The organism is Pseudomonas sp. GM84 (genome assembly GCF_000282535.1).
GTDB lineage: Bacteria > Pseudomonadota > Gammaproteobacteria > Pseudomonadales > Pseudomonadaceae > Aquipseudomonas.
In genome coordinates this window covers 1-17,496 of record NZ_AKJC01000002.1, presented here as the reverse complement: position 1 = coordinate 17,496, position 17,496 = coordinate 1, and the positions used below count along the sequence as shown (strand labels likewise).

At 65.0% G+C, this 17,496-nt stretch carries 15 protein-coding genes and 1 pseudogene; 11 read left to right on the top strand and 5 right to left on the bottom strand.

Annotated features, from left to right (window positions below):
• Positions 1-127 precede the first annotated feature (127 nt).
• The 5 genes and pseudogenes from fabB to PMI38_RS00070 form a co-directional block, all read right to left on the bottom strand.
• Positions 128-1,348: a beta-ketoacyl-ACP synthase I gene (fabB, locus tag PMI38_RS00090; RefSeq protein ID WP_008089110.1), complete on the bottom strand. Its 1,221-nt coding sequence runs from the start codon at positions 1,346-1,348 to the stop codon at positions 128-130.
• An 11-nt stretch (positions 1,349-1,359) separates the two neighbouring features.
• The gene (gene fabA, locus PMI38_RS00085; RefSeq protein WP_008089108.1) at positions 1,360-1,875 is read right to left on the bottom strand and encodes a 3-hydroxyacyl-[acyl-carrier-protein] dehydratase FabA; all 516 of its coding nucleotides are present in this window, start codon (positions 1,873-1,875) and stop codon (positions 1,360-1,362) included.
• Positions 1,876-2,076: 201 nt separating this feature from the next.
• Positions 2,077-4,009, bottom strand: a pseudogene (locus PMI38_RS00080) (ATP-binding protein).
• Positions 4,006-4,896, bottom strand: a complete 891-nt coding sequence (locus PMI38_RS00075; RefSeq protein ID WP_008089101.1) for a hypothetical protein — start codon at positions 4,894-4,896, stop codon at positions 4,006-4,008. The pseudogene PMI38_RS00080 and the gene PMI38_RS00075 overlap by 4 nt, the downstream one beginning before the upstream one ends.
• Positions 4,896-7,043 carry a TonB-dependent receptor plug domain-containing protein gene (locus tag PMI38_RS00070; protein ID WP_177324894.1) on the bottom strand — a complete coding sequence of 716 codons (2,148 nt, stop codon included), beginning with the start codon at positions 7,041-7,043 and terminating at the stop codon, positions 4,896-4,898. Before PMI38_RS00070 ends, PMI38_RS00075 begins: the two co-directional genes overlap by 1 nt.
• Before the next feature lie 137 nt (positions 7,044-7,180).
• Between PMI38_RS00070 and PMI38_RS00065 the strand changes: the two genes are divergently transcribed.
• The 11 genes from PMI38_RS00065 to kdpC all read left to right on the top strand — a co-directional run bounded on the left by PMI38_RS00065 (position 7,181) and on the right by kdpC (position 17,459).
• Positions 7,181-8,206, top strand: a complete 1,026-nt coding sequence (locus PMI38_RS00065) for an NAD(P)H-dependent glycerol-3-phosphate dehydrogenase (protein ID WP_008089098.1) — start codon at positions 7,181-7,183, stop codon at positions 8,204-8,206.
• A gap of 36 nt (positions 8,207-8,242) precedes the next feature.
• Positions 8,243-8,590: a DUF4389 domain-containing protein gene (locus PMI38_RS00060; RefSeq protein ID WP_008089096.1), complete on the top strand. Its 348-nt coding sequence runs from the start codon at positions 8,243-8,245 to the stop codon at positions 8,588-8,590.
• Entirely contained in the window at positions 8,587-9,045 is a 459-nt protein-coding gene (sixA, locus tag PMI38_RS00055) for a phosphohistidine phosphatase SixA (protein ID WP_008089093.1), read from the top strand. Before PMI38_RS00060 ends, sixA begins: the two co-directional genes overlap by 4 nt.
• Before the next feature lie 156 nt (positions 9,046-9,201).
• Entirely contained in the window at positions 9,202-9,990 is a 789-nt protein-coding gene (locus PMI38_RS00050) for an alpha/beta fold hydrolase (RefSeq protein ID WP_008089091.1), read from the top strand.
• Positions 9,987-10,841, top strand: coding sequence for an alpha/beta hydrolase (locus PMI38_RS00045; RefSeq protein ID WP_008089090.1), 855 nt, complete (start codon positions 9,987-9,989; stop codon positions 10,839-10,841). The genes PMI38_RS00050 and PMI38_RS00045 overlap by 4 nt, the downstream gene beginning before the upstream one ends.
• A 109-nt stretch (positions 10,842-10,950) precedes the next feature.
• The gene (locus tag PMI38_RS00040) at positions 10,951-11,733 is read left to right on the top strand and encodes a DUF4892 domain-containing protein (protein WP_008089088.1); all 783 of its coding nucleotides are present in this window, start codon (positions 10,951-10,953) and stop codon (positions 11,731-11,733) included.
• Positions 11,734-11,745: 12 nt separating this feature from the next.
• Positions 11,746-12,798, top strand: coding sequence for an AI-2E family transporter (locus tag PMI38_RS00035; RefSeq protein ID WP_008089086.1), 1,053 nt, complete (start codon positions 11,746-11,748; stop codon positions 12,796-12,798).
• Between the two features lie 239 nt (positions 12,799-13,037).
• A complete protein-coding gene (gene kdpF, locus PMI38_RS00030) occupies positions 13,038-13,127 on the top strand; it encodes a K(+)-transporting ATPase subunit F (protein WP_008089084.1) in 90 nt (29 codons plus the stop codon).
• Between the two features lie 9 nt (positions 13,128-13,136).
• A complete protein-coding gene (gene kdpA / locus PMI38_RS00025) occupies positions 13,137-14,831 on the top strand; it encodes a potassium-transporting ATPase subunit KdpA (RefSeq protein ID WP_008089082.1) in 1,695 nt (564 codons plus the stop codon).
• 10 nt (positions 14,832-14,841) lie between these two features.
• On the top strand, positions 14,842-16,896 hold the full coding sequence (gene kdpB / locus PMI38_RS00020) for a potassium-transporting ATPase subunit KdpB (protein ID WP_008089080.1): 2,055 nt from the start codon (positions 14,842-14,844) through the stop codon (positions 16,894-16,896).
• 11 nt (positions 16,897-16,907) lie between these two features.
• Positions 16,908-17,459 (top strand): potassium-transporting ATPase subunit KdpC, encoded by a 552-nt coding sequence (kdpC, locus tag PMI38_RS00015; protein ID WP_008089078.1) that lies wholly within the window; start codon positions 16,908-16,910, stop codon positions 17,457-17,459.
• The last annotated feature ends 37 nt before the right edge of the window (positions 17,460-17,496 follow it).

The following is a 17,496-nucleotide window of genomic DNA, read 5'->3' as shown; positions in this document are numbered from 1 at the left end:
CTCCCACAGGTACTGCGCAGCTCTCAAGTCCTGTGGAAGCCGGCTCGCCGGCGATAGGGCCGGTGCAGGCAGTGCAAAAAAAACGCCCCGAACCAGTCGGGGCGTTTTCATTTACTGCAGCAAGGCCTTACTTGCCTTCCCAGCGCTTGAGCACCAGGGTGGCATTGGTGCCGCCAAAGCCGAAGCTGTTGCTCATGACCGTGTCGATCTTCGCGTTCTCTTCGGTCTTGCGCAGGATCGGCAGGTCGGCGACCTCCGGGTCCAGCTCGTCGATGTTGGCGGAGCCGGCGATGAAGTTGTTCTCCATCATCAGCAGGCAGTAGATCGCCTCGTGCACGCCAGCGGCGCCCAGCGAGTGACCGGACAGGCTCTTGGTCGAGCTGATCTTCGGCGCTTTGTCGCCGAATACCGCGCGAACACCCTTGATCTCGGCAACGTCGCCGACCGGGGTCGAGGTGCCGTGGGTGTTCAGGTAGTCGATCGGGGTGTCGACGGTGGCCAGCGCCTGCTGCATGCAGCGGATGGCGCCTTCGCCGCTCGGGGCGACCATGTCGTAGCCGTCGGAAGTGGCACCGTAGCCAACGATTTCGGCGTAGATCTTGGCGCCACGGGCCAGAGCGTGTTCCAGCTCCTCGACCACCACCATGCCGCCGCCGCCAGCGATGACGAAGCCATCACGGTCAGCGTCGTAGGCGCGCGAGGCCAGTTCCGGGGTGTCGTTGCGCTTGGTCGAAAGAGCGCCCATGGCATCGAACAGGAACGACTGGCTCCAGTGCTCTTCTTCACCACCGCCGGCGAAGACGATGTCCTGCTTGCCCCACTGGATCTGCTCCAGCGCGGTACCGATGCAGTGTGCCGAGGTAGCGCAGGCCGACGAGATCGAGTAGTTCAGGCCCTTGATCTTGAACGGAGTGGCCAGGCACGCCGACACGGTGCTACCCATGGTACGGGTGACGCGGTAGGGGCCGACGCGCTTGACGCCTTTCTCGCGCAGGGTGTCCAGCGCTTCCATCTGGTTCAGGGTCGAGGCGCCGCCGGAGCCAGCCACCAGGCCGGTACGCGGGTTGGAAACCTGCTCTTCGGTCAGACCGGCGTCCTTGATCGCGTCCTGCATCGCCAGGTAGGCGTAGGCAGCAGCGTGGCCGACGAAGCGGAAGACCTTGCGGTCGATCAGTTCTTCGAGGTTGAGGTCGATGGAGCCGGAAACCTGGCTACGCAGCCCCTGTTCCTTGTATTCCGGGTTGTAACGGATACCCGGACGGCTGTTGCGCAGGTTTTCGGTGACGGTAGCTTTGTCATTGCCCAGGCACGATACGATGCCCAGACCAGTGATAACGACGCGGCGCATGCGAATAACCCTTAGAAATTGTCAGTGGAGGTGAACACGCCGACCCGCAGGCCTTCGGCAGTGTAGATCTCGCGGCCGTCAACGCTGACCGAGCCATCGGCGATGGCCATGTTCAGCTTGCCCTTCAGGACGCGCTTGATGTGAATGTTGTAGGTGACTTTCTTGGCAGTAGGCAAGACCTGGCCGAAGAACTTCACTTCGCCCGAACCCAGCGCGCGACCGCGGCCTGGCAGACCCTGCCAGCCGAGGAAGAAGCCGACCAGCTGCCACATGGCATCGAGGCCCAGGCAGCCTGGCATCACCGGGTCACCTTCGAAGTGGCAGGCAAAGAACCACAGGTCCGGGGTGATATCCAGCTCGGCGACCAATTCACCCTTGCCGTACTTGCCACCTTCTTCGCTGATATGGGTGATGCGATCGACCATCAGCATGTTCGGCGCGGGCAGTTGCGCATTACCTGGGCCGAACAGCTCACCGCGACTGCAGCGCAGCAGGTCTTCCCGAGTAAAGGCGTGTTGTTTGGTCATGCGAGCTCCTCAATAACCCCCTGTGGCAGGGGATGAATCTTCCCGGCCAACCCGGCATCTCTCCGGGCGGCAGCCTACAGGTAGACTATTGCGTTGTGGTGAAAGTCACAGCGCACCTGGCGAAAGAAGTACAGGTGTGCACTGAAACGTCTATTTTCAGGGCCGACGAGGGTCCTGTCCAGTCCTTAAGACTGCCGCACTTTAGCATTTATCGCCAGTCGCGGCTGTCTGGCCGGGTTAACCAGCGCTGCAATACCCGCTGCAGGTCGGTGCGGCGGAACGGTTTGCTCAGGTAATCGTTCATGCCGGCGGCCAGGCAGCGCTCTCGGTCGCCCTGCAACGCATTTGCGGTCAGGGCGATGATCGGTAGCTGGGCGGTGCCGGGCAGCAGGCGGATGCGCCGGGTGGCCTCATAGCCGTCCACCTGGGGCAGGCGGCAGTCCATCAGCACGGCGGAAAAGCGCTGCTGGCTGACCTGGTCGACCGCCTGTATGCCGTCATGGGCCACGCTGACTTCCAGGCCCAGGCTGCGCAACATGGCCTCGATGACACTTTGATTGACCGGATTGTCCTCCACCAGCAGGATCCGTTCGCCCTCGGCCATCGGCTCCAGATCAAGCGCACTGCCTGACAAGGTCGCCGGCGTGGGGCTGGCCAGGGTCAGTGGCATTTCCAGGGTAAAGGTCGACCCCAAGCCTTCGCGGCTCTCACCGCGCAGCTTGCCGCCCATGCGTTCGGCCAGGGTACGGGCGATCGACAGGCCCAGACCGGTACCGCCATAGCGGCGAGAAATCGAACTGTCGGCCTGCTGGAAGGCGATGAACATCATTTCCAGGCGTTCGTTGTCGATCCCGATGCCGGTGTCGCGCACGCTGCAGGTAAACCACAGTTGCTGGCGGTCGAGCATTTGCCAGCGTGCTTCAACCATGATCTGGCCGCGTTCGGTGAACTTCAAGGCATTGCCGACCAGGTTGAGGAGCACCTGACGTATCCGGGTCGGGTCGCCTACCACCTGCAGCCGCTCGGCGTCGGCAGGCAATTGCAGGTGCAACGCCAGGCCGCGCTGCTGCGCGCTGTGCTGGAACGACTGCACGCTGCTGGCGATCAGCTCGCCCAGGTTGAAGTCGATGTGTTCCAGCTCCAGGTTGGTGCGCTCGATACGCGAAAAATCGAGGATGTCGTTGATCACCTTCAGCAGGTGCCCGGTGGATTCGCTGGCGACTGCGGTGTAGTCGGCCTGTTCGCTGGTCAACTGGGTGGTTTCCAGCAGTTGCAGCATGCCCAGTACACCGTTCATGGGCGTGCGCAGCTCGTGGCTCATCATTGCCAGGAATTCCGACTTGGCGCCGTTGGCCTGCTCGGCCTCCTCGCGGGCCTGGATCAGTTGGGCAATGGCCTGCTTCTGTTCGATGCTGGCCTGCTCGAGGGCGCTGGCCAGGTTGTTGATGTGGCGGGCCAGGTGACCCAGCTCGCTGTCGTCGACCACCGGCAGCGGCGCATCGTATTCACCCTGCTGGATGGCCTTGACCGCATGGCCCATGTCGCTGATCGGCTTGGCCAGGCTCAGTGCCAGGCGGCGGGCAAGCAGGAAGGTGAACAGCAGGGCGAACAGGGCCAGGATCCCGGCCTTGATCACGATTTCCTGCTGGCGCTGGCTGAACGCGTCATCCGACATGCCGACGATGACCCGCCCCAGGTAGTCGTCACCGATGGACGTTGGCGGTGTCTTGCCTTGCTGCAGGAAGTCGTTGTCGAGGCGGATCTGCTGCAGCCGGATCGGCGCTTGGAACACTTCCACCCGCTGCGCCCGATTGTTGCTTTCATCGGACTGCTCGACGTACACCAGGATGTGGTTGCGGCCGTCCTGCACTTCCAGGAAGCGCACATGGGGAATGCTCAGGGTGGCGCGCATCAGGCCTTCGAGCACTTCATTGTTGCCAGAGATCACCCCGTACTCGGAGGCCGGCGCCAGCTGGTTGGCGATCAGTTGCCCGGTGTGGTTGAGCTCCTGGCGCAAATCCTGGATGCGCACGAAGGTGAAGAAGCTGATCAGCAGCAAGGTCAACAGCAGTGCAGGGCCCAGGCTGATGATCTGGGTGCGGGTATGGATGTCCCAGCTCAGGCGTTTGCTCATGGGTTGGGTTCTCCTTCTGCCAGGGCCTTGGCAGTGGCCTTCTGATCGATCGGTTCAAGGCCCAGGGCACGGGCTACCTGCTGGTTGCCGCTGACCCTGAAACGCGTCGGGTAGAGGCCGCGCGGCCAGCGTGCGGGTGGGAGGTCAAGCAACTGGTCGAGCACCCTCAGCCAGTCTTCCTGATCGCTGTAGGTGCTGGCCAGGGCGCCGGCGCGGACGAAGCCCGCGTTCGGGCCGATCATCGCCATCTGCCGGCCGTAACTGCTGAGCAGCAGGTTTTTCGCGGTCTTGGAGTTGTACAGGTCGGGGTCTTCAAGGCCAAGCAGCACATCGCTGCTGCCCAGCAGATGCTGCAGTGGCCTGCTGTCGCGCTGGTCCGGCCAGTCCTGGGCGACGATCTCCAGGCCGAGCGGGCGAGCCGCCAGGCGCAGCTCGTCGAGCAGGAAGTGACTCTGCTCGCCGTACAGGACGCCAATGCGCTGGGCCTGGGGCAGCAGGTAGCGGGCCAGGCGCAGTTGCCGGGCCAGGGGCGGGTCACTCCAGAGCAGGGTCAGGTAGGCGGGGCGCGACTTTCCCAGGCGCTGATGAGCCTGTACCCGGCTGATGCGCATGGCCAGGGCGGGGGGGCCGGCGGCTTCACCAAGGCGCCACTCCAGCGCGGCGCTGTCGAGCAGCACCAGGCGCAGGTCGGCCTTCAGCTGACTGGGGCGGGGCAGCTCGGCGACGGTCTGGAACCTCACCTTGTCATGGCTGCGACGGCTTTCAAGGGCCGTGGCGAAGCTGCGTATGCCAGGCTGATCCTCGCCACCGACCACCAGGATTTCGCTGGCGGACAGCGAACCCAGTGGCCACAGGCAGAACAGCAGCAGGCACAGCAGGCGGGCCATCAGAACTCCAGCTCCGCGCTCACGCTCAGGCGGTGGCGGCTGTCGTAGAGGTTCTGCTCCGTGGTGGTCGGCTCATCGTCCAGGCGTTGCTGCCACAGGGCGGCCAGCTCCAGGTTGCTGCTCTGGATGCGAAACCGCTTGGCCAGGCGAAGGTCGAGGCGCTCGTAGCGGTACTGATTGAGGGCATCGTCGCCATAGTAGAACAGCGCGCTCGACCAGCCCTCGCCCCATTCGCGCATCCAGCCGGCCGAGCCACTGTTGCGGGCGGTGTTGGCACTGTCAGCGGGGTTGCTGGCCCAGGCGTCGACGTAGGCATAGGTGAAACGCAGGCGGTCGCGGCGGGTCGCACGCCAGTCCAGCTGGGCTTCGCTGCCGCTGAAGCGGGCCTTGTTGGCGTTGCTGGCAATGTACTGGTTGTTGCGCAAGGGCTCGCTGATCATTCCGGTGATTTCGTCGTAGAACAGCTTCACATCCATGCTCAGGTCCAGTTCGGTGAACTGGCCGTTGTAGCCCAGCTCGCGAGAGCGCATGCGCTCCTGGTCGAGGTCTCCGGGGCCACGGGTCTTGACGAAGTATTCGCCATGCTGCTCGCCGAAGCGATTGGGGGTCAGGTTCTTGACCGTGTAGCTCCAGTTGACGTTGTTCTCGAACATGTCGGGCGAACGCACCGCCTCGGAGTACACCGCGCGCAATCCGTGGCGCGGGGTGATCAGGTAGTTCACCGCCATGCGCGGGGTCAGGGAGCTGCCGGACAACTTCGAGTCTTCGAGCATCGCGCCGCCCTGCAGGATCCAGTGCTCGTCGGCGCGCCATTCGAGCTGGCCGAACAGGCGCCAGGTCTGGTCGTCGAGGCTGCCATTGAAGTAGGTCTGCGAATCGGCGCGATCATAGCGGAAGTTCATGCCGCTGAGCAGGCGCAGGCTGTCGGTGAGGCTCAGGGTGTCCTGGATCTCCAGGTCGTAGCGGGTTTCCCGGGTGCTCTGGTCGACATCGCCGCAAACGGTATCACTGCCGCCTTGGCTCCATTGCGCCTTGGCCTGTGTCAGGAGTGCGCCGAGCCTGGGGTCGGTAGTGGTCGGCAAATTGCCTGTCGATAGATTGCGTGCCACTTTTTCGGCGAAGTCCGGGTTCAGCTGCCAGAGCTGCGTCAATGCCGGGCTGAACGCCATCAGGGCATCGCAGGCCCGCCAGACCTGCTGGCGGTCAAAGTGCTGGGCCGAGCCCTGGACGTACAGACTGTGCTCTGGATTGAAGTCGATGTTCCAGCGCACGGAGCCTGCGTAATCCTTGGCGTTGACATCGGCGTCGTTGCCCGCGGCATAGCGGCCGAACACGGGTTGGTAGGTGTAGGGGCGCTGGTTGCTGCCTTCCTTGGCCGCCAGTTGCCATTCCAGGGTCTGGTTCGGCGCCAGGATGTGGCTGACGCTGAGGTTGAAGCGGTTCAGGCGGCGGCTGTCACGGTAGTCCTGGCCGAACTGGTTTTCATCGAAACCGTCGTCCTTCTGTCCCGACACCGAAAGGCGCAGGTCGCCGCCGTCCCAGCCCAGGCCGTGGCTGAGGTAGTAGTCGTCGATGCCATTCTCACCGCGGGTCAGCTTCATGCGTGTGCCGTGGCTGTCGGCCGGGTTGCGGGTCAGGATGTTGACCACCGCCATCAGCGCATTGGCGCCGTAGCTGACAGTGTTGGGGCCGCGGAACACCTCGATGCGCTCGATATCTTCCAGCGCCACCGGGATGTCGCTCCAGTCCACCGTGGCCAGGCCCGCGCGGTACACCGAGCGGCCATCGATCAGCACCTGCATGCGCCGTGCTTCGTTGACGTTGGTGCCGTGGTAGTTGACGGTCGGCTGGTTGCCAGCGCCGTAGCCGATCATCATGCCCGGCACCAGGCGCAGCAGGTCAGGGATGTCGCGCGCGCCGCTGGCGCGGATCAGTTCGCTGTCCAGCACGGTCATGCTGCCCGGCACCGCTGCCGGGGATTGTTTCAGTCGCGTGGCAGTCAGAACCTGAGGCAGATCGGCGTTGTCGATGAACAGGTCGTTGGCTGCTGCCTGGCCGCCGAGCAGGGCGGTGAGCAGCAGCAGGCGAGGGTAGGGGGGCGTGCCAGGGACCACGGTACGGCCTTGTCTCAGAGTTGAAACAGGCATGTTAACTGACCATGGGGGTTTTGCCAGTGCGGCAAATCACCGTTCTGTGAAAGGGCCGGCACTGCTACTGGTTCTGACGCAGGCGCGCCGTATAATGGCCAGGTCGCCACTTAACTTATGGCTTTAATGGATTGAATATGACTGAACAGCAACCTGTTGCAGTTCTGGGAGGCGGCAGCTTCGGCACCGCCGTGGCGAACCTGCTGGCCGAGAACGGTGTGCCGGTGCGCCAATGGATGCGCGACCCTGAGCAAGCCGAGGCGATGCGCGTCAATCGCGAGAACCCGCGCTACCTCAAAGGCATCCGTCTGCACGACGGGGTCGAGCCGGTCAACGACCTGCTGGCTACCGTGCAGGCCAGTGACCTGATCTTCGTTGCCTTGCCCTCCAGCGCCCTGCGCAGTGTGCTGGCACCGCATGCCGAGCTGCTGCGTGGCAAATGCCTGGTCAGCCTGACCAAGGGTATCGAAGCGCAGAGCTTCAAGCTGATGAGCCAGATTCTCGAAGAGATCGCGCCCCAGGCGCGCATCGGCGTGCTGTCGGGGCCGAACCTGGCCCGCGAGATCGCCGAGCATGCACTGACCGCCACCGTGGTCGCCAGCGAGGACGAAGCGCTCTGCCAGCGCGTTCAGGACGTGCTGCACGGGCGCACCTTCCGGGTCTATGCCAGCAGCGATCGCTTTGGTGTGGAGCTTGGCGGCGCGCTGAAGAACGTCTACGCCATCATCGCTGGCATGGCCGTGGCCTTGGGCATGGGCGAGAACACCAAGAGCATGCTGATTACCCGCGCGCTGGCCGAAATGACCCGCTTTGCCGTGAGTCAGGGTGCCAACCCCATGACGTTCCTCGGCCTGGCCGGGGTCGGCGACCTGATCGTCACTTGTTCCTCGCCCAAGAGCCGCAACTACCAGGTCGGTCATGCCCTGGGTCAGGGCCTGAGCCTGGAGCAGGCGGTCAATCGCCTGGGCGAGGTGGCCGAAGGGGTCAACACGATCAAGGTACTCAAGGCCAAGGCGCAGGAGATGCAGGTCTACATGCCGCTGGTAGCCGGCCTGCACGCCATCCTGTTCGAGGGTCGTACACTGAACCAGGTAATCGAACACCTGATGCGTGCCGAGCCGAAGACCGACGTCGACTTCATTTCCACCAGTGGTTTCAACTGAGCCCTCAGCGGCCCTGACCAGAGCAAGGAGCGATACATGAACGATACCCCCGAGCGCGCGCAGCGCGAATCGATCATCCTGCGCGTGCTGTGGATGCTGGTGTTTCTGGTGGTCTGGCAACTGGCCGAGCTGCTGCTGGGCGGCCTGGTGATGGTCCAGCTCATCTACCGGCTCATTTATGGCGCCCCGAGCGCCAGCCTGATGAACTTCGGCGACAGCCTTAGCCAGTATCTGGCGCAGATCGGCCGTTTTGGCACCTTCCACACCGATAACAAGCCCTGGCCGTTCGCCGATTGGCCGGCCCCGCGCGCGCCTGAAGGCGAAGCACCGCACGCCGTGGCCCCGGCACCGCATCCGGTGCGCGATGAGGAGCCGAAGCTGTGAAGCTGTGGATTTTGCGCCATGGTGAAGCGGAGCCGCGGGCCAACACCGACGCCGAGCGGCGGCTGACGGCCCACGGCCGCGAACAGGTGCTGCACAGCGCCGCAAGGCTGCTTGGCCAACCGTTGCAGGCGATCATCGCCAGCCCTTACGTGCGTGCCCAGCAGACGGCGGCGCTGGTGCATGACACCTTGGGCTTTGCCGAGCCCGTGCGCACCGTGCCCTGGCTGACGCCTGAAAGCGATGTGCAAAAGGTGATCGCAGAGATCGAGCGGCTGGGCCTGGAGCAGGTGCTGTTGGTCAGTCACCAGCCACTGGTGAGTACGTTGGTCGGCATGCTCGAGCATGGCCACGGTCAGCAACCACCGCCCATGAGCACCGCCAGCCTGGCGGAGCTGGAGGGCGACTGGCCATTGGCCGGGCTGATGACCCTTCGCGCGGTCAGTTCGCCAGCCTGATCGCCGGCAACTGACATTGTTTCAGTTGCCGGTGCACGGGGCCCATTGCTAGCAGTGCCTGACCTTATCACCCTTGGCGATGACCTTTCCGGACGTTGCCGAGCGGCAGCAGGATGCCGACAATGGGCCATCATTTCTCGGTCCGGACCAGGCGCCATGTCGCAGCAGATCTTCTTCGCCCACGCCAACGGTTTTCCCTCGGCCACCTACGGCAAGCTGTTCGCTGCCCTGGCGCCGGACTACGAGGTCGGATACCTGGCCCAACATGCCCATGACCCACGCTTCCCGGTGAACGAGAACTGGCAGAACCTGGTGGATGAACTCCTGCACCACCTGGCCCGGCAGGATGCGCCGGTGTGGGGGGTGGGCCACTCCCTGGGGGGCGTGCTGCACCTGCATGCGGCCTTGCGCTGCCCGCAGTATTACCGGGGAGTGGTGATGCTGGATTCGCCGGTGCTGACCCGTGCCGACCAATGGTTGCTGCGTACCGCCAAGCGGTTTGGCTTCATCGACCGCATCACCGCAGCAGGGCGTACCCTGGGGCGGCGTGAGGTCTTCACCGACCGCGACAGTGCGCGCGACTACTTCGCCAGCAAGAGCCTGTTCCGCCATTTCGACCCCGACTGCCTCGAAGCGTATCTGCAGCATGGTCTGGAGGAGGCGGAGCAGGGGCTGCGACTGCGCTTCGATCCGGCCACCGAAATCAGCATCTACCGCAGCATCCCCCACGCAAGCCCAGCCCCCGCGCGGCAGCTGCAGGTGCCGCTGGCGATGGTGCATGGCGATCGCAGCAAGGTGATTCGCCGCCATCACACGCTGGCCGTGCGTGGCATGCCCAAGGGCGAATACCACAGCGTGTCCGGTGGCCACATGTTCCCCCTGGAGCGGCCGACCGACACCGCCAGCCTGATCAAAGGCCTGTTCGACCGCTGGAACCAGGCATGAGCGCACAGGTCGAGGAAGTCCGCCTGAGCCTGGGTCATATCGAGCTGGCCGCCCACCTGTTCGGCCCCGAGAACGGCCTGCCGGTGATCGCCCTGCACGGCTGGCTGGACAACGCCAACAGCTTCGTCCGCCTGGCACCGCAACTGAAGGGCCTGCGCATCGTTGCTATCGATCTGGCCGGGCATGGTTACTCCGAACACCGGCCACCGGGGGCCGGTTATGCCCTGGCCGACTACGCCCACGACGTGCTGCGGGTTGCCGAACAGCTGGGTTGGCAGCGTTTTGCACTGCTCGGCCATTCGCTGGGGGCGATCATTTCGGTGCAGCTGGCCGGCGCGCTGCCCGAGCGGGTCAGCCATCTGGCCTTGATCGACGGGGTCATTCCGCCGACCGGTGCCGAGCAGGATGCCGGCGAACGCCTGGGCATGGCCTTGCAGGCCCAGTTGCGCCTGGATGGCAAGCGCAAGTCGGTTTACCAGACCCTGGAAGAGGGCGTGCAGGCGCGCATGAAAGGCATGGTCGCCGTCAGCCGTGAGGCCGCCGAGCTGCTGGCCCAGCGTGGGCTGATGCCGGTGCCTGGCGGTTACAGCTGGCGCAGCGACAGCCGCCTGACCTTGCCATCCCCGCTGCGCCTGAGCCAGGCCCAGGCGATGGCCTATGTGCGCCGGGTGAGCTGCCCGACCAGCCTGGTGGTGGCCGCCGATGGCATGCTGGCGCGCCACACCGAGTTGCTGGAGCAGCTACCCTTTGCGCAGACCGTGTTGCCCGGCGGGCATCACCTGCACTTGAACGATGAACAGGGCGCGACCCTTGTTGCAGACTGTTTCAATCGCTTCTTTGGCTTTGCTTGACTTGCATCGGACAAGTGTCGAGGCTTGGCGGGTTGAACAGGGAGACAACCATGTACATGCCAGACATCCATCAACTTTTCACCGGCGCCGCGTGCGGCATGGGTGGCCGATGAGCATTCGAGTTCTCATCGCCGGCTGCCTGGGGCTGGCCAGCCCGTTGCTGTGGGCCGGCAGCCTGCCCGTTCCGGTGGATGGCAAGGTCGTCGACCAACGCCCTGCCGTGGAGCAGGAACGCATCTACCCCATGGGGCCGCTGCGCAAGATCAGCGGCCGGCTGCGCGTCGACGACAAGGTCGAAAGCCGTGGCCAGGTCAGTTCGGTGACCTATGAACTGCCCGTCGAGCGCACCGCGCGCGAAGCGTTCACCAGTGCCCGCGAAGAGCTGCAGCACGCCGGTGGTTACCCGCTGTTCTGGTGCCAGGGCCGCGACTGTGGCGAAGCCAGCCTGTGGGCCAACGATGTATTCGGCAACGCCCGGCTCAATGGCGGTGACGAGCAGCAGGCATTCATCCTGCTGCGCCGCTCCGCCGAGGAGGCCGACACCCTGGTCGCGCTGTACAGCGTCACCCGCGGCAACCGCCGCGCCTACCTGCACGTGGAGGAGTTCGTCGCCGGCAGCCCGCTCGGTGACCTGCTGCCCACGGCCGCCACGGTGCTGCGCGAAATGCGCGACACCGGCAAGCTCGACTACCCTGACCTGAGCGTCCCGCAGCCGGCCTGGGTGACGTTGCTCAGCCGCAGCCTGAACCTGGACAGCACCATGCGCGCCAGCCTCAGCGGCGCCCAGGCCGAGGCCTGGCGCGAGCAATTGATCAAGGCCGGGGTGCGCAGCAACCGGCTCGAAGTCGGCAGCACCCCAACCGATGGCCTGCACCTGGAACTGATCCGTTGAACGAGTGCCACCATGGCCAACAATGACCGCCTGTTGATCCAGATCGTCCTGCTGGCCTTGCTCGGTGCTGCACTCTGGGTGATGGCCCCCTTCATTTCAGCCTTGTTGTGGGGCGCCATCCTGGCCTTTGCCAGCTGGCCGTTGATGCGCTTGCTGACGCGGGTGCTGGGCGGGCGTGAAACCCTTGCCGCGAGCCTGCTGACCACGGCCTGGATCCTGATCGTGGCACTGCCCCTGGTATGGCTGGGTTTCAACCTGGCGGACCATATCCGCGACGCCACTGCCTTCGTGCGTGACGTGCAGGTCGGTGGCCTGCCTGAGGCGCCGGACTGGCTGGGGGGCATACCCCTGGTCGGCGAGCGTCTGGTCCGCTGGTGGCAATCCATGGATCAGCAGGGCGCTGCGCTGATTGCCTCGATCAAGCCTCACCTGGGCCAGGTCGGTAACTGGCTGCTGGCACGCAGTGCACAGATCGGCAGCGGGATGCTGGAGCTGTCCTTGAGCCTGGTCTTCGTGTTCTTCTTCTATCGAGACGGCCCGCGCCTGGCGGCGTTCGTCCTGCGCCTGCTGCAACGGCTGGCGGGTGAGCGCGCAGAATACTACCTGGAACTGGTGGCCGGTACCGTGCAACGGGTGGTCAACGGCGTGATCGGCACCGCCGCGGCCCAGGCGCTGCTGGCGCTGATCGGCTTCCTGATCGCCGGGGTGCCGGGGGCCATCGTGCTGGGCCTGGTCACCTTCATGCTCAGCCTGATCCCCATGGGGCCGCCGCTGGCCTGGATACCGGCGACCGGCTGGCTGGTGTGGAAGGGTGAGTACGGCATGGCCGTGTTCCTGGGCATGTGGGGCACCTTCGTCATCAGTGGCGTGGACAACGTGCTCAAGCCTTACCTGATCAGCCGGGGCGGCAACTTGCCGTTGGTGATCGTTCTGCTGGGCGTGTTCGGTGGGTTGATTGCCTTTGGCTTCATTGGCCTGTTCATCGGGCCGACCTTGCTGGCGGTGGGGTACAGCCTGTTGCTGGACTGGAGCCGCAACGCGGGGCAGCAGACGCCGCAGCGTTAATTCTGTGCCGGCCCCTTCGCGGGGCAAGCCCGCTCCCACAGGTACCCCACTTTTCTCAGGACAGTAGGGTGCCTGTGGGAGCGGGCTTGCCCCGCGAAAGGGCCGGTACTGCCACCTCAGAAGCCTGATCTTTACGCTTTCTTTATCCCCACCCCCCTCCCTCGATCTCGCCCCTTTACGCCCCTCCCACGGACAATTTCCCCAAAGCGGCCCAAGCCGCAACACGGGGAGTTCCACTCATGCACATGCTCGACGGGCTGTCACTGCTTCTGGCAGTGGCATTGGCGATTTACCTGCTGGTGGCGCTGCTGCGCGCCGATCGCAGCTAGGGAGTGGCCATGCACAGTTACGACTTCGCTTTGCTGTTGGCGTTCTTCGCCATCGTGCTGCTGCCGGCACCTTGGCTCGGACGGTTCTACTACAAGGTCATGGAGGGCCAGCGCACCTGGCTGACGCCACTGCTCGGCCCCGTCGAACAAGGCTGTTACCGGCTTGCCGGGGTACGCGCCGAACAGGAGCAGAACTGGAAGCAGTACGCCCTGGCGCTGCTGGCCTTCAACCTGGCCGGCTTCCTCCTGCTGTTCGCTGTCCTGCTGTTGCAAGGCTACCTGCCCCTGAACCCGCAACACCTGCCGGGCCAGGAATGGTCACTGGCCTTCAACACCGCCGTGAGCTTCGTCACCAACACCAACTGGCAGGCCTACAGCGGCGAGGCCTCGGTCAGTTACCTGAGCCAGATGCTGGGCATGACCGTGCAGAACTTCGTCAGCGCCGCCACCGGCCTGGCCGTGCTGGTGGCCCTGTGCCGGGGCATCGCCCGCCGCTCGACCACAAGCCTGGGCAACTTCTGGGTCGACATGACCCGCGCCACCCTCTACGGCCTGTTGCCGTTGTGCCTGGTGCTGGCGCTGCTGCTGGTGTGGCAGGGCGTGCCGCAAACCTTCGCCGACTACGCCCATGCCGTGACCCTGCAAGGCGCCGACCAGAGCATCCCGCTCGGCCCGGCCGCCAGCCAGATCGCCATCAAGCAACTGGGCACCAACGGCGGCGGCTTCTTCGGCGTCAACTCGGCGCATCCGTTCGAGAACCCCACGGCCTGGAGCAACCTCTTCGAAGTCGCTTCGATCATCCTCATCCCGGTCGCGCTGGTATTCACCTTCGGCCATTACGTCAAGGACCTGCGCCAGAGCCGGGCGATCCTGGCCTGCATGCTGAGCCTGTTCCTGATGGGCGGTGCTACCGCACTGTGGTCGGAGTACCAGCCGAATCCGGCGCTGCAGAGTGCCCAGGTTCAGCAGGATGCGCCCATGGAAGGCAAGGAGAGCCGTTTCGGCACCACCGGTTCGGTGCTGTGGACGGTGACCACCACCGCCGCGTCCAACGGTTCGGTCAATGCCATGCATGACAGCCTGAACCCGCTCACCGGGATGGTGGCGATGGTCAACATGATGGTGGGCGAGGTGATCTTCGGCGGCGTTGGCGCAGGGCTCTACGGCATGTTGCTGTTCGTGCTGATCGCGGTGTTCCTGGCAGGCTTGATGATCGGCCGCACCCCGGAATACCTGGGCAAGAAACTGCAGGCGCGGGAGGTGCAACTGCTGGTGGCTACCTTGCTGGTGATGCCGGTCGGCGTGCTGGTGCTTGGCGCCATCGCCGCCAGCCTGCCAGGCCCGGCGGGTGCGGTAAGCAACCCGGGCGCCCATGGCTTCAGCCAGTTGCTGTACGCCTATACCTCAGGCACCGCCAACAACGGTTCGGCGTTCGCCGGTTTCGGTGCCAACACGGTGTTCCACAACCTGATGATCGGCCTGGCCATGCTCATTGGCCGCTTTGGCTACATCCTGCCGATCCTGGCCTTGGCCGGCAGCCTGGCGGCGAAGAAAAGCGCGCCCCAGGGGCTGAACAGCTTCCCCACCCACGGCCCGCTGTTCACTGGCCTGCTGCTGCTGACCATCCTGCTGGTCGGTGGCCTGACCTTCCTGCCGACCCTGGCCCTGGGGCCAATCGCCGAACACCTGAGCCTGGGTTTCTGAGGAGCCGACCATGAACATGCCCATTCCTGAAGTGAACGCCCAGCACAGCGCCAAGGACCAGACGCGCTTCGCCGCACTCTGGCGCCCGGCGCTGGTGCAAGCCTTCGTCAAGCTCGACCCGCGCCAGCTCAAGCGTTCGCCGGTGATGCTGGTGGTGGCCCTGACAGCCGCGTTGACCACCGTGCTGTGCTTCGCCCCTGACAGTGGCGTGAGCACGGCGGTTGCCGTGCAGATCGCGCTGTGGCTGTGGTTTACCGTACTGTTCGCCAACTTCGCCGAAGCCCTGGCCGAAGGGCGCGGCAAGGCCCGCGCCGACAGCCTCAAGGCCGGTAGCCAAGGCCTTACCGCGCAGCGCCGCCGGAATGATGGTTCGTTCGAAACCGTCGCCGCTGCCCAGCTGCGCAAGGACGACGTGGTGCGGGTCGTGTCGGGCGAGATGATCCCTGCTGACGGCGAAGTGCTCGAAGGCATCGCGGCGGTCAACGAGTCGGCCATCACGGGTGAATCTGCGCCGGTGATTCGAGAGTCCGGCGGTGATCGTTCGGCAGTGACCGGCAACACCCGGCTGGTCTCCGACTGGCTGTTGATTCGGGTCACCAGCAACCCCGGCGAGTCGACCCTGGACCGCATGATCGCCCTGGTCGAAGGCGCCAAGCGGCAGAAGACCCCCAACGAGATCGCCCTCGACATCCTGCTGATCGGCCTGACCCTGATCTTCCTGATCGTGGTGGTGACTCTGCAGCCGTTCGCCCACTTCGCCGGTGGCAGCCTGCCGCTGATCTTCCTCGCCGCGCTGCTGGTGACGCTGATTCCGACCACCATCGGTGGTCTGCTGTCGGCCATCGGCATCGCCGGCATGGACCGGCTGGTGCGCCTGAACGTGATCGCCCGCTCCGGCCGCGCGGTGGAAGCGGCCGGTGACGTGCACACCCTGATGCTCGACAAGACCGGCACCATCACCTTCGGCAACCGCCGCTGCAGTGCGCTGCATGCCGCCACCGGTGTCACCGCCAGGGAGCTGGGCGAGGGCGCCTTGCTGGCTTCGCTGGCCGATGACACCGCCGAAGGCAAGTCGATCGTCGAGTATCTGCGTCAGTTGCACGACTTTGTCGAACCGGGCGCCGAGCAGTTTGAAGCCATTGCCTTCAGCGCCGAGACGCGCCTGTCGGGCATCGACTTCCAGCAACATTGCTACCGCAAAGGGGCGGTCGACGCAGTGCTGGCTTTCGTTGGCATGCAACGCCTGGAAATGCCGACCGCGCTGGCCCGCGAAGTCGAGCGCATCGCCCAGAGCGGTGGCACGCCGCTGCTGGTGTGCGTCGACAAGCGCCTGCTCGGCGTGATTCACCTCAAGGATGTGGTCAAGCCTGGTATCCGCGAACGCTTCGCCGAACTGCGCAAGCTGGGCATCCGCACCGTGATGGTAACCGGCGACAACCCGCTGACCGCAGCAGCCATCGCCGCCGAAGCCGGCGTGGATGACGTGCTCGCCGAAGCCACCCCGGAGAAAAAACTGGCGCGCATCCGCCAGGAGCAGAACGACGGCCGCCTGGTGGCCATGTGTGGCGACGGCGCCAACGACGCCCCGGCGCTGGCCCAGGCTGACGTCGGCATGGCCATGAACGACGGTACCCAGGCCGCACGTGAAGCGGCCAACATGGTCGACCTGGACAGCGACCCGACCAAGCTGCTGGACGTGGTGCAGGTCGGCAAGGAGCTGCTGGTGACCCGTGGCGCGCTGACCACGTTCTCCATCGCCAACGACGTGGCCAAGTACTTCGCCATCCTGCCGGCGCTGTTCGCCGCCATCTACCCGCAGCTCGGTGTGCTCAACCTGATGCACCTGGCCAGCCCGCAGAGCGCGATCCTCTCGGCGATCGTGTTCAACGCGCTGATCATCATCGTGCTGATCCCCCTGGCCCTGCGCGGCGTGCGCGTGCAAGCGGCGAGCGCGGCGCACCTGCTGCGGCGCAACCTGCTGATCTACGGGTTGGGCGGCATCGTCGTGCCGTTCGCCGGGATCAAGCTGATCGACCTGCTGCTCAACGCCCTGCACCTGGTCTGAGGAGGCCAACCATGAACACTTATGTACGTCCGGCGCTGAGCCTGATCCTGCTGATGACCGTGGTCACCGGTGCGCTTTATCCGCTGGCGGTGACCGGGATCGCTCAGGTGGCCTTCCCGGAACAGGCCAATGGCAGCCTGGTGCGCGATGAGAAGGGGGAGGTGCGTGGCTCTGCACTGATCGCCCAGGATTTCCAGGGCGATGGCTGGTTCCATTCGCGGCCTTCAGCGGGGGCTTATGCCACCGTGGCCAGCAGTGCCAGCAACCTGTCGCCGAGCAACCCGGCATTGGCCGAGCGTGTGGCCGGTGATGCCGCGACGCTGTATCAGGCTGGGCAGGGGCCGGTGCCACAGGCTTTGCTGACCACTTCCGGCAGCGGTCTGGACCCGCACTTGCCGCCGCAGGCCGTGGCCTATCAGATCCCGCGCGTGGCGGCGGCGCGGCAGGTGCCGGTGGAGAGGTTGCAAGCCTTGCTCGAAGAGGCCACCCTCCACCCATTGATCGGGCCGCCTGTGGTCAATGTGCTGGCGTTGAACCAGGCGCTGGAGAATTTGGGACAGTGATATCAGGGGCTGCTTAGCAGCCCAATCGCCGGCAAGC

What these genes read in the sequence shown, in the direction of transcription:
- kdpF (WP_008089084.1), top strand. Translation starts at nt 13,038, where the DNA reads ATGCACATGCTCGACGGGCTGTCACTGCTTCTGGCAGTGGCATTGGCG.
- fabA (WP_008089108.1), bottom strand. Translation starts at nt 1,875, where the DNA reads ATGACCAAACAACACGCCTTTACTCGGGAAGACCTGCTGCGCTGCAGT.
- PMI38_RS00045 (WP_008089090.1), top strand. Translation starts at nt 9,987, where the DNA reads ATGAGCGCACAGGTCGAGGAAGTCCGCCTGAGCCTGGGTCATATCGAG.
- PMI38_RS00065 (WP_008089098.1), top strand. Translation starts at nt 7,181, where the DNA reads ATGACTGAACAGCAACCTGTTGCAGTTCTGGGAGGCGGCAGCTTCGGC.
- PMI38_RS00070 (WP_177324894.1), bottom strand. Translation starts at nt 7,043, where the DNA reads ATGCCTGTTTCAACTCTGAGACAAGGCCGTACCGTGGTCCCTGGCACG.
- kdpA (WP_008089082.1), top strand. Translation starts at nt 13,137, where the DNA reads ATGCACAGTTACGACTTCGCTTTGCTGTTGGCGTTCTTCGCCATCGTG.
- PMI38_RS00040 (WP_008089088.1), top strand. Translation starts at nt 10,951, where the DNA reads ATGAGCATTCGAGTTCTCATCGCCGGCTGCCTGGGGCTGGCCAGCCCG.
- fabB (WP_008089110.1), bottom strand. Translation starts at nt 1,348, where the DNA reads ATGCGCCGCGTCGTTATCACTGGTCTGGGCATCGTATCGTGCCTGGGC.
- PMI38_RS00060 (WP_008089096.1), top strand. Translation starts at nt 8,243, where the DNA reads ATGAACGATACCCCCGAGCGCGCGCAGCGCGAATCGATCATCCTGCGC.
- PMI38_RS00035 (WP_008089086.1), top strand. Translation starts at nt 11,746, where the DNA reads ATGGCCAACAATGACCGCCTGTTGATCCAGATCGTCCTGCTGGCCTTG.
- PMI38_RS00075 (WP_008089101.1), bottom strand. Translation starts at nt 4,896, where the DNA reads ATGGCCCGCCTGCTGTGCCTGCTGCTGTTCTGCCTGTGGCCACTGGGT.
- kdpB (WP_008089080.1), top strand. Translation starts at nt 14,842, where the DNA reads ATGAACATGCCCATTCCTGAAGTGAACGCCCAGCACAGCGCCAAGGAC.
- PMI38_RS00050 (WP_008089091.1), top strand. Translation starts at nt 9,202, where the DNA reads ATGTCGCAGCAGATCTTCTTCGCCCACGCCAACGGTTTTCCCTCGGCC.
- kdpC (WP_008089078.1), top strand. Translation starts at nt 16,908, where the DNA reads ATGAACACTTATGTACGTCCGGCGCTGAGCCTGATCCTGCTGATGACC.